This window comes from Streptomyces sp. NPDC037203, assembly GCF_055605065.1.
Genome location: NZ_JBVJUC010000002.1, coordinates 81,874 through 93,634 on the forward strand (window position 1 = coordinate 81,874; position 11,761 = coordinate 93,634).

General features: G+C 75.4%; 7 protein-coding genes and 1 tRNA gene. 7 read left to right on the forward strand and 1 reads right to left on the reverse strand.

Annotated elements, in window-relative coordinates; all coding sequences use genetic code 11:
• Positions 1-52: 52 nt before the first annotated feature.
• From ACZ7EC_RS04810 to ACZ7EC_RS04825, 4 genes are all read left to right on the forward strand, one after another.
• Entirely contained in the window at positions 53-946 is an 894-nt protein-coding gene (locus tag ACZ7EC_RS04810; RefSeq protein ID WP_046423189.1) for an FAD binding domain-containing protein, read from the forward strand.
• The gene (locus ACZ7EC_RS04815; RefSeq protein WP_471058061.1) at positions 943-3,474 is read left to right on the forward strand and encodes a (2Fe-2S)-binding protein; all 2,532 of its coding nucleotides are present in this window, start codon (positions 943-945) and stop codon (positions 3,472-3,474) included. The genes ACZ7EC_RS04810 and ACZ7EC_RS04815 overlap by 4 nt, the downstream gene beginning before the upstream one ends.
• Positions 3,471-5,774: a xanthine dehydrogenase family protein molybdopterin-binding subunit gene (locus tag ACZ7EC_RS04820; protein WP_471058063.1), complete on the forward strand. Its 2,304-nt coding sequence runs from the start codon at positions 3,471-3,473 to the stop codon at positions 5,772-5,774. Before ACZ7EC_RS04815 ends, ACZ7EC_RS04820 begins: the two co-directional genes overlap by 4 nt.
• A gap of 148 nt (positions 5,775-5,922) precedes the next feature.
• Entirely contained in the window at positions 5,923-7,080 is a 1,158-nt protein-coding gene (locus tag ACZ7EC_RS04825) for an SUKH-4 family immunity protein (RefSeq protein WP_471058065.1), read from the forward strand.
• Positions 7,081-7,147: 67 nt separating this feature from the next.
• Here ACZ7EC_RS04825 and ACZ7EC_RS04830 read toward each other — a convergent pair.
• A tRNA-Cys gene (locus ACZ7EC_RS04830) sits at positions 7,148-7,222 on the reverse strand.
• A gap of 174 nt (positions 7,223-7,396) precedes the next feature.
• On the opposite strand from ACZ7EC_RS04830, the gene ACZ7EC_RS04835 reads away from it, so the two are divergent.
• The 3 genes from ACZ7EC_RS04835 to ACZ7EC_RS04845 form a co-directional block, all read left to right on the forward strand.
• On the forward strand, positions 7,397-8,830 hold the full coding sequence (locus tag ACZ7EC_RS04835) for an MFS transporter (protein WP_471058067.1): 1,434 nt from the start codon (positions 7,397-7,399) through the stop codon (positions 8,828-8,830).
• Between the two features lie 341 nt (positions 8,831-9,171).
• Complete coding sequence (locus ACZ7EC_RS04840) at positions 9,172-10,962, forward strand: DEAD/DEAH box helicase (RefSeq protein WP_471058069.1); 1,791 nt, start codon at positions 9,172-9,174, stop codon at positions 10,960-10,962.
• Between the two features lie 296 nt (positions 10,963-11,258).
• Positions 11,259-11,761 (forward strand): IclR family transcriptional regulator (locus ACZ7EC_RS04845; RefSeq protein ID WP_471058070.1); only part of this gene is annotated, 503 nt, incomplete at its 3' end.

An 11,761-nucleotide genomic window follows, 5' to 3' on the forward strand; every position in this document is an offset into this window, starting at 1 on the left:
CGTACGGCGCAACAGGCGGGACCAGGTGGGACAGCGGGAAGGGGCAGCCGGGTTGACCACGCACGCACCGCAGGCGGGGCAGGCCGTCACGCTGCCCACGACGCTGGACGAGGCGGTGGCGGCACTCGCCGCGATGCCCACCGCCGTCCCTGTCGCGGGCGGCACCGACCTGATGGCCGCCGTCAACTCCGGGCAGCTGCGGCCCGCGGCCCTGGTCGGCCTCGGCCGGATCAGCGAGATCCGCGGCTGGCAGTACCAGGACGGCCACGCGCTGCTCGGCGCAGGACTCACCCACGCGCGCATGGGCCGCCCCGACTTCGCTGCCCTCATCCCGGCGCTCGCCGCCGCCGCGCGCGCCGCGGGCCCGCCGCACATCCGCAACGCCGGCACCCTGGGCGGCAACATCGCCTCCGCCGCGCCCACCGGTGACGCGCTGCCGGTGCTCGCCGCGCTGGAGGCGACGCTGATCGTCGCGGGACCGGGCGGGGCGCGCCGGGAGGTGCCGGTCTCGCATCTGCTGGCGGGCGTGGAGATGCTGGGCGCCGGCGAACTCATCGGCTTCGTGCGGGTGCCGCTGCTGCACGCCCCGCAGGTCTTCCTGAAGGCGACCGGGCGCACCGGACCCGGCCGCGCGCTGGCCTCCGTGGCCCTCGTCCTCGACCCGGCGCGGCGCGGGGTGCGCTGCGCGGTCGGGGCCATAGCGCCGATGCCGCTGCGGCCGCTGGAGGCCGAGCAGTGGGTCGCGCAGCTCATCGACTGGGACAACGACCGCGCGCTCGTCCCCGAGGCGCTCGGCGCCTTCGGCGAGTACGTCGCCGCGGCCTGCATCCCCGACCCGGCGCCGGAGGCGGACGGTACGGTGCCGTCGCTGCCGCCCGCCGTACTGCACCTGCGGCGCACCGTCGCCGCGCTGGCCCGACGAGCACTGGGGAGGGCGCTGTCGTGACCGACGACCGGCACGGAGAGGGCACGCCCGAGGGCGGCGGCCGCTGGAACCCGCTGCCCCAGGGCGACTACGACGACGGAGCCACCGCCTTCGTCAAGCTCCCCGAGGGGGGCATAGACGCCCTGCTGTCCGGCGACAGCCCGCTGGCCGCGCCGGGCCACGGCTATGTGCCGCCGCGCATTCCGGGCGCCCCGGCCGAGGGCGGTCAGGGCGGCTGGCCCGCGCCGCCGAGCGCAGCGCAGTGGCCCGACCCCGACGGCGGTCAGAGCGGCGGCCAGTGGGCCGACCCGAGCGCCGGACAGGGGGCGACGCAGGGCGGCGACCGCTTCACGTACGACCCCGCGGCCACCCAGCACTGGAACTTCGAGGAGCCCCCGGCGCCCGCCGCGCCCGGCCATGACGTCACCGGGCAGTGGTCCATCCCGGTCGCCGGCGGTGAACTGCCGGACGAATCCGGCGAGTTCACGACCTCGTCCCTGGTGGAGCAGTGGGGCGGCACCCCGCCCGCCACGCTTCCCGGCGGCGCGCCCGCGCCCTGGGCCACCGACGCCGGCCGGCCCTGGGGCGACCAGGGCGAGGCCCCGCACGGCCCGGACACGTACGGGTCCGGCGAGGGGTTCGGGCACGAGACGTACGGCACCGAGGCCGCCGAGGCGTACGACCAGGGCGGCGCGGACTTCGCCGCCGGGCCCGCGGAGGGCACGGCGCAGGGAGACGTCGTCGGCAGCGCGCGGGCACGCCGCCAGGCCCGCGCTCAGGCCGCCTACGAGCAGTCCGGGGCCGGGCAGGGCGGGTACGAGCACGCGGACCCCGAGCAGGCCGCGGGGGAGTGGCAGGACGCCGCCGCGTACGGGCAGGACGCTCACGGACACGCCGGTCCCGTACCGGGCGCGCACGAGCAGGCCGTTCGCACGCCGGAGCAGACCGGGCCCGTGCCGGGCGCGTACGACACGCTGGGGCGCGACGGGTACGAGCAGGGCGGCTCGGATCGGGCGGGGGCGGCGCCGGACGCGCACGGGCCCGCTGGACACACGCAGGGCGCGGACGCTCGGGACGTGTACGAGCAGGGCGGGTACGAGCGGCCCGGTCAGGCGGACGGCGCGGGCGTCCAGGGGCCGGACGGCGCCGGGGCGCAGGAGCACGCCGCGCACGGGCAGGACCAGCGGATAGAGGACCAGCTCGGCCGGGCCGGGCACGGGCAGCCGGTGCACCCCGACGCCGCGCACGGACAGGTGCCGCAGGCCGGGTACGCGCCCGGTCCGCACGGGCCTGCGGGCCACGACTCCGCTCACCTCCCCACGCCGGCCGCCGAGCCGTCGTACCCCGCCCAGGATCACCCCCGAGCCGACGCCGGGGCGGAGCACCGTACGCCGCCCGCCGGGGTCCCCGTCGGGCCGGAGGAGCACGGACCGGCCGATCCGGCCGCGACGTCCGGGCACCCCGTCGACGGCCCCGCCGAACACACGGAGCAGGCCGCCGCGCCCGAGGCCGCCACGCCGCCGGACGCGGAGCCCGGCCCGGCCGCCACGCCCGCGCACGGCACCCCGGTGCCCCCCGGCGACCCGGTGGCACCCGTCGTACCCGAGCAGCGCTCCGGCGCGGCCGCACCCGTCGTCCCCGGACAGCGGTCCGACCCGCCCGCGCCGGCGCCCGCCGGGCCCGCGGAGTCCGCTCCGGCCCACGACGGCGACACGCAGGTCCCCGCGCCGGACGCGTCCGGCCCCGCCGAGGCCGGGCCCGGCCGGACCGAGACCCCCGGAGCACCCGAGGCACCCGAAGCCCCCGGCGCGCCCGACGCCACGGTAGTCCCCGAGGAGCCGGAACCCGCCCCCCTCTCGCCGCACGACGACCACCCCCTCGCCTCCTACGTCCTGCGCGTCAACGGCGCCGACCGGCCCGTCACCGACGCCTGGATCGGGGAGTCGCTGCTGTACGTGCTGCGCGAGCGGCTCGGTCTCGCGGGCGCGAAGGACGGCTGCTCCCAGGGCGAGTGCGGGGCCTGCAACGTCCAGGTCGACGGGCGGCTCGTGGCCTCCTGCCTGGTGCCCGCGGTCACCGCCGCCGGCACCGAGGTGCGCACCGTGGAGGGGCTGGCCCAGGACGGGCACCCCTCCGACGTGCAGCGGGCGCTGGCCCGGTGCGGCGCCGTGCAGTGCGGGTTCTGCGTGCCCGGCATGGCGATGACCGTGCACGACCTGCTGGAGGGCAACCCCGCGCCGACCGAGCTGGAGACCCGGCAGGCCCTGTGCGGCAACCTGTGCCGCTGCTCCGGTTACCGGGGCGTCGTCCAGGCCGTCCAGGAGGTCGTCGCCGAGCGCGAGGCCGCGCACGCCCCCGAGCCGGAGGCGGCCGGTGCCGCCGACGACGCGCGCGTACCGCACCAGGCGGGCCCCGGCGCCGGCGGCGTCAGCCCGTCGGTGTTCGAGGCGCCGGGCGTGTTCGACACACCGCCCCCCACCCCCGACGGCTACGGCGACACGCCCGGCCCGTACGACCAGCACTACGGCCAGGACGGAGGCCAGGCGTGAGCGACGAGACCGTCACCGCCACCGCGGAACCCGCCCCCGAGCCCGAGCCGGCGCCGCACGGCCTCGGCGTCTCGCTGCCGCACGCGGACGCCCGCGCCAAGACCGAGGGCACCTTCCCCTACGCCGCCGACCTGTGGGCCGAGGGCCTGCTCTGGGCGGCCGTCCTGCGCTCCCCGCACGCGCACGCCCGGATCGTGTCCATCGACACCGCGCACGCCCGCGAGATGCCCGGCGTACGCGCCGTCATCACCCACGAGGACGTGCCGGGCACCCCCCGCCACGGCCGGGGCGCCCCCGACCGGCCGGTGTTCGCCGCCGAGGTCGTACGGCACCACGGCGAGCCCATCGCCGCCGTCGCCGCCGACCACCCAGACACCGCGCGGATGGCCGCGGCGGCGATCATCGTCGAGTACGAGATCCTCGACCCGGTGACCGACCCCGAGCAGGCGTTCGAGGCCGAACCCCTGCACCCCGACGGCAATCTGATCCGGCACATCCCGCTGCGCCACGGCGACACGGACGCGCTCGGCGAGGTCGTGGTCGAGGGGCTGTACCGGATCGGCCGCCAGGACCCCGCCCCGATCGGCGCCGAGGCCGGTCTCGCGGTGCCGCGTCCCGACGGCGGGGTGGAGCTGTACCTGGCCTCCACCGACCCGCATCACGACCGCGACACCGCCGCCGCCTGCTTCGGGCTGTCCCCGGATCGGGTGAAGATCGTGGTCACCGGGGTGCCCGGCGCCACCGCAGACCGCGAGGACCAGAGCTTCCAGCTCCCGCTCGGCCTGCTGGCGCTGCGCACCGGCCTTCCGGTGAAGCTCACCGCGAGCCGCGAGGAGTCCTTCCTCGGCCACGTCCACCGCCACCCCACCCTGCTGCGCTACCGCCACCACGCGGACGCCGAGGGCAGGCTGGTGAAGGTGGAGGCGCAGATCCTCCTCGACGCGGGCGCGTACGCCGACACCTCCGCGGACGCGCTGGCCGCCGCCGTCTCCTTCGCGTGCGGGCCGTACGTCGTGCCGAACGCGTTCATCGAGGGCTGGGCCGTACGCACCAACAACCCGCCCTCCGGCCATGTGCGCGGCGAGGGCGCGATGCAGGTGTGCGCCGCCTACGAGGCGCAGATGGACAAGCTGGCCCGGAAGCTGGACCTGGACCCGGCCGAACTGCGGCTGCGCAACGCCCTCGCCACCGGTGACGTACTGCCCATCGGCCAGACCGTGACCTGCCCGGCGCCCGTCGCCGAACTCCTCCAGGCCGTACGGGACTTCCCGCTCCCGGCGCTGCCCAAGGACACCCCCGAGGAGGACTGGCTGCTGCCCGGCGGTCCCGAGGGCGCGGGGGAGCCGGGCGCGGTGCGCCGGGGCGTCGGCTACGGCCTCGGCATGGTGCACATGCTCGGCGCGGAGGGCGCCGACGAGGTGTCCACGGCGACGGTCAAGGTCCACGACGGCATCGCGACCGTGCTGTGCGCGGCCGTGGAGGCCGGCCAGGGGTTCACCACGCTGGCCCGGCAGATCGTCCAGGAGACCCTGGGCATCGAGGAGGTCCGCGTCGCCCCGGTCGACACCGACCAGCCCCCGTCCGGACCGGGCAGCCGGGGCCGGCACACCTGGGTGTCGGGCGGCGCGGTGGAACGGGCCGCGAAGATGGTCCGCACCCAGCTCCTCCAGCCGCTGGCCCACAAGTTCGGCATGTCGACCGAGCTGCTCCAGATCGACGACGGCAAGATCACGTCGTACGACGGCGTGCTGTCGACCACCGTCACCGAGGCGCTGGACGGCAAGGAGCTGTGGGCCACCGCGCAGTGCCGCCCGCACCCCACCGAGCCGCTGGACGCGGCCGGGCAGGGCGACGCGTTCGTGGGCCTCGCGTTCTGCGCGATCCGCGCGGTGGTGGACGTGGACATCGAGCTGGGCTCGGTGCGGGTGGTGGAGCTGGCCGTCGCCCAGGACGTGGGCCGGGTGCTCAACCCCGCCCAGCTCGCGGCCCGGATCGAGGCGGGCGTCACCCAGGGTGTGGGCATCGCGCTCACCGAGAACCTGCGCACCCCGCGCGGCCTGATCCGGCACCCCGACCTGACCGGCTACGCCCTGCCGACCGCGCTGGACGCGCCGGACATCCGGATCGTCAAGCTGGTGGAGGAGCGGGACGTCGTCGCGCCGTTCGGCGCCAAGTCGGTCAGCGCGGTGCCGGTGGTGACGGCTCCGGCGGCCATCGCCTCCGCCGTCCGCGCGGCCACCGGCCGCCCGGTCAACCGGCTCCCGATCCGTCCCCAGGCGGCCGTCGTCACCGACCGCTGACCGCCGCCGCGCAACGCGTCGCGCCCGTCCGGCGTCTTCCCACCGCGGGGGCGTTGTCAGTGGGGCCGCGTAGTGTGCTCGGCGGTGGGGGAGCCGTCGGTGCGGGCGCCCGTACTGTGCCACGCACGGGCGAGACCGCGGGGGAGCGATGGGTACGACGACGGATGCCGGGACGGCGATCACGCTGACCGAGGCGGAGCTGGGCCGCCATGTCACGCATGCCGCGACGCGCGGCCTGCTCGCGGGCGCCGGGCTGCCCGCCGTCACCGATGTGCTGACCTTCTCCCCGCTGCGCGCGCACGGCCTGCGCACCCTCGCGGACGCGGCGGACGCCCCCTTCCACCTGGCGGAGGGGCTGCGGGACCGGCTGGTGATAGGCGAGCTGCTCAACCCGGCCGGCATGGAGCGCGAGTCGATCCTGCTGGACGGCGACACGGGCGAGGTCACGACGGCGTACCTCCGCGACCCCGCCGCGTGGCGCCCCTTCGCGCCGTCGCTGGCCACGCTGCTGCGCTTCGCCGCGGTCACCGAGGAACTGGCGGGCCTGCGCGGCCGGTTCGCCTCGCTGGCCGGTCAGTACGGCCCTCGGACGGCCGCCGAGGCATCCCGCCGGCTGCTGTCCCTCTTCGCGGAGGGCACGGACGGCCGGGTGCCGCCGTACTGGAAGGCGGCGGCCCTGATCCGCCCGCTCGCGCTGGCCGCGGGCCCCGGTACGGCGTCCGGTCTCACCCTGGACATCCCCGCGCGCCTCCTCGACCAGGAGTTCGGGCACGGCAGGGTGGCCCGCTTCGAGGACGTCGACTTCCCGGCCACGCTCACCCATGAGCCGACCCGCCGCTTCCTGCGCGAGACCGGGCTGCCCGAGGAGGCGGTCCTCTTCTTCACCGACCCGGACGCCCCGCTGCCGACCCTGCGCGAGTACGCCACGGAGGAGGGCGACGACTCCCTCCCCGGCGAACTCCCGGCTCACAGCGACCACTTGATCCGCCTCGGCCGCCTGGTCGAGGACAACAGCCTGGTGGTCGACGGCCGCACCGGCGCGGTACTGACCTTCTCCGCCCCCGAGGCCGCGCTCCACCCTCTCAACACCGACGTCTCCACCCTCGCGTTCGCCCTCTGGCTCCTCCACCACGAACGCACCATCGACCAGCATCTCGCCCACGAACTGACGAGCACCGCCTACGACCAACTGGCCGCCGCCATGCTCCACACCCTGACCACCCTCGACCCGACGGCCACCCTGCCGGACACGGCATGGCACTACTGGACGGAGTCCTTCCGGGACGAAGGGGGCGGGGCGCTCTGACCCGGCGGGAGCAATCCGGGAGCCGCCCCCGCGAGGCGTTCCCACGCCCCACGCGTCGGCTGGCGTTTGGAGGCCGTGGCGGGAATCGAACCCACGTAACTCGCTTTGCAGGCGAGCCCCTCAACCACTCGGGCACACGGCCGTGTCGATGGAATGACCGTAGGGCGGGGGAGCGGCGGGGCTCAAGGGGGGCCGGGGGGATGCAATGTGACTGCCATACGGCGTTCACGGGAGGCGGGGCGTAGGTCCGAGGTCGCAGCGGAGAGGGGACCTCCGACAGGGGTCAAACGCGAGGTCGGGCCTTACCCTGGCGGGCATGAGTGTGCTGGGATCCCGTGCCGACGACGTCGTGGTGGAGGAAGGCCCCGAGCCGGAAGGCGGGGTGCTCGGCCGGTCCTACCGGGCGCTGAGCGTCGGCATCGTGTCCGTCGTGTTCCTGATCGCCTTCGAGGCGACCGCCGTCGGCACCGCCATGCCCGTGGCGGCGCGCGAGCTGCACGGCGTGGCGCAGTACGCCTTCGCGTTCTCCGGCTTCTTCACCACCAGCCTCTTCGGCATGGTCCTGGCCGGCCAGTGGGCCGATCGCCGCGGCCCGCTCGCCGCGCTGACCACCGGCATCGGCGCCTTCGCCGCGGGCCTGGTGATCGCCGGAACCGCCCGGACCATGTGGGTGTTCGTCCTCGGCCGGGCCGTACAAGGCCTCGGCGGCGGGCTCGTCATCGTCGCCCTGTACGTGGTCGTCGGACGCGCCTACCCCGAGCGGCTGCGCCCCGCGATCATGGCGGCGTTCGCGGCCGGCTGGGTCGTACCGTCCATCGTCGGCCCCCTCGCCTCCGGCGCCGTCACCGAGCACCTCGGCTGGCGCTGGGTGTTCCTCGGTATCCCGGTCCTCGTCGTGCTCCCGCTCGCCCTCGCCCTGCCCCAGATACGCCGCCGGGCGTCGGGACCGGTCGACGCGGAATCCGCCGCGGCCCCCCTCGACCGCCGGCGCATCCGGCTCGCCCTCGGCATCGCCCTCGGCGCCGGGCTCGTCCAGTACGCCGCCCAGGATCTGCGCCCCCTCTCCCTGATACCCGGCGCGGCCGGTGCCGCCCTGCTGGTGCCCGCCGTCCTCGGCCTGCTGCCGCGCGGCACCTACCGCGCCGCCCGCGGCCTGCCCTCCGTCGTACTGCTGCGCGGGGTGTGCGCCGGGTCCTTCGTCGCCGCCGAGTCCTTCGTACCGCTGATGCTGGTCACCCAGCGCGGTCTGTCGCCGACGCTCGCCGGACTCTCCCTGGCCGCGGGCGGCGGCACCTGGGCACTGGGCTCCTGGCTCCAGTCCCGGCCGCGCCTCGCGCCGTACCGGGAACGGCTGATGACCGCCGGGATGGTCCTGGTCGTCGGCGCGCTGCTGACCGCGCCCAGCGTGCTGCTGCCCGCCGTGCCGGCCTGGATCGTCGCCGTCGTCTGGGCCTTCGGCTGCCTCGGCATGGGTCTGGTGATCTCCTCCACCAGCGTGCTGCTGCTGCGCCTGTCCGCCCCGGAGGAGGCCGGCGCCAACTCCGCCGCCCTCCAGATCTCCGACGCCCTCTCCAACGCGCTGCTCCTGGCCGCCGCGGGCGCCGCCTTCGCGGCCCTCGGCGGCGGCTCGGCCGCCCGTCCCGCCGCCTTCGCCGTCGTCTTCTTCGCCATGGCGGTGGTGGCCCTGGCGGGCGTGTGGGTCGCGACCCGCTGTACCGGCGGCGACCGGACGGCCGCGGCGGCCCGCTGACCCGTGGCCGCCGTCGTGACCGGGCGGCCCTATCCGGCGGCGGAGGACGGCCGCGCGCGGCACCGCCGAGCGGCTGGCGCACGCCCACGCCGACCTGCTGAGGAGGCTCGGCGGACGGGCACCCCCGGCACGCCCGACACCGGCAGCGGCGTAGGCGCTGGTCATCGATGTGGCGTCGGGGACGCGGAGCGACGTGGGTGCGATCGCGGGGCGGCTGCGGGCGTTGTGACGTGGGTCCCACCCGGCGGTGACGCCGGGGCGTTCGGGGCGGATGGGGCCGGCGGCGCCGGTAGGGTGGCCCGGTTGTCATACGTAGCCGACTGAACCTGACCACGGAGACCGTGACTACCACCGCCGCTTCCTCCCACCACCTTTCCCCTGCCTTCCCCGGCCGCGCGCCCTGGGGTACCGCCAACAAGCTGCGTGCCTGGCAGCAGGGGGCGATGGAGAAGTACATCCAGGAGCAGCCGCGTGACTTCCTCGCCGTCGCCACCCCCGGCGCCGGCAAGACCACCTTCGCGCTGACGCTGGCCTCCTGGCTGCTCCACCACCACGTGGTGCAGCAGGTGACGGTGGTGGCGCCCACCGAGCACCTGAAGAAGCAGTGGGCGGAGGCGGCGGCGCGGATCGGCATCAAGCTCGACCCCGAGTACAGCGCCGGGCCGCTCGGCCGGGAGTACGACGGCGTCGCCGTCACCTACGCGGGCGTCGGCGTACGTCCCATGCTGCACCGCAACCGCGTCGAGCAGCGCAAGACCCTGGTGATCCTGGACGAGATCCACCACGCCGGCGACTCCAAGTCCTGGGGCGAGGCGTGCCTGGAGGCGTTCGAGCCCGCGACCCGGCGGCTCGCGCTGACCGGTACGCCCTTCCGTTCCGACACCAACCCCATCCCGTTCGTGACGTACGAGGAGGACAACGCGGGCATCCGCCGCTCCTCCGCCGACTACACCTACGGGTACGGCTCCGCGCTCTCCGACGGCGTCGTGCGCCCGGTCATCTTCCTCTCCTACAGCGGGCAGATGCGCTGGCGCACCAAGGCCGGCGACGAGATCGCCGCCCGGCTCGGCGAACCGATGACCAAGGACGCGGTCAGCCAGGCCTGGCGCACCGCGCTGGACCCGCGCGGCGAGTGGATGCCCAGCGTGCTGCGCGCCGCCGACCAGCGGCTCACCGAGGTCAGGAAGGCCATCCCGGACGCCGGCGCCCTCGTCATCGCCTCCGACCAGGACTCCGCCCGCGCCTACGCCAAGCTGATCCGGGAGATCACTGGTACGAAGGCCACGCTCGTCCTGTCCGACGACGCCGGCGCATCGAAGCGCATCGACGACTTCAGCGCGAGCGACGACCGCTGGATGGTCGCGGTGCGCATGGTGTCCGAGGGCGTCGACGTGCCCCGCCTCGCGGTCGGCGTGTACGCCACCACCATCTCCACCCCGCTGTTCTTCGCGCAGGCCGTCGGCCGCTTCGTGCGGTCCCGGCGGCGCGGCGAGACCGCCTCCGTCTTCCTGCCGACCGTGCCCGACCTGCTGACCTTCGCCAACGAGATGGAGAAGGAGCGGGACCACGCCCTCGACAAGCCGAAGAAGGAGGGCGAGGAGGACCCGTACGCCGAATCCGAGAAGGAGATGGAGGAGGCGAACAAGGAGCAGGACGAGGACACCGGCGAGCAGGAGCAGTTCTCCTTCGAGGCGCTGGAGTCCGAGGCCGTCTTCGACCGGGTGCTCTACGACGGCGCCGAGTTCGGCATGCAGGCGCATCCGGGCAGCGAGGAGGAGCAGGACTACCTCGGCATCCCCGGACTGCTGGAGCCCGACCAGGTGCAGATGCTGCTGCAGAAGCGGCAGGCCCGGCAGATCGCGCACAGCAAGAAGAAGCCGGACACCGAGGCCGACCTGCTCGAACTGCCCGCCGAGCGGCGTCCCGTCGTCTCCCACAAGGAGATGATGGAGCTGCGCAAGCGGCTCAACACCCTGGTCAGCGCCTACGTCCACCAGAGCGGCAAGCCGCACGGGGTGATCCACACCGAGCTGCGCCGGCTGTGCGGCGGCCCGCCGAGCGCGGAGGCGACGGCGGGACAGCTGAAGCAGCGGATCGCCAAGGTGCAGGAGTGGGCCACCCGGATGCGGTGACGCGACCGGCACCCGGTCCGCTGCCGTACGTATCCGGACGTATACCTTCAGTTCGTCCGCACGGTTGCCCGGATTCTGGACCAAGACTTCCGCTCAGCGAACCCGCTTCGCTACTGTCCCGCTACGCAACGCCCCGTGGCAGCGCCGCCGCGGAGCGCAGCCGTGAAAGCGACAGGGTCCGGAGCCGCCGGGCCGTCCTGCCGATCGGCGGCCTCTGGAGCGCGTCGCCGACGGGACTCGGTGACGCATCTCCCGCTCGGGGGCTCGCCGGCCTACCCGCCGAAGGAGTGGGGGTCGTGACCGCGGAGACCTCTCAGACGCTCGACCGGGGACTGCGTGTCCTCAAGCTGCTCGCCGACACCGACCACGGGCTCACCGTCAGCGAGCTGGCCAACAAACTGGGCGTGAACCGGACCGTGGTGTACCGGCTGCTCGCCACGCTGGAGCAGCACGCTCTGGTACGACGTGATCTGGGTGGCCGGGCCCGTGTCGGGCTCGGGGTGCTGGGGCTCGGACGCCAGGTGCATCCGCTGGTCAGGGAGGCCGCGCTGCCGGCGCTGCGGTCGCTGGCGGAGGAGATCGGGGCGACGGCGCACCTCACGCTGGTCGACGGCACCGAGGCGCTGGCGGTGGCGGTGGTCGAGCCGACCTGGACCGACTACCACGTGGCCTACCGGGCCGGCTTCCGGCACCCCCTGGACCGGGGGGGGGGGGGGGGGGGGGGGGGGGGGGGGAGAGGAGGGGGGGGGGGGGGGGGGGGGGGGGAGGGTGGGGGGGGGGGAGGGGGGGAGGAGGGGGT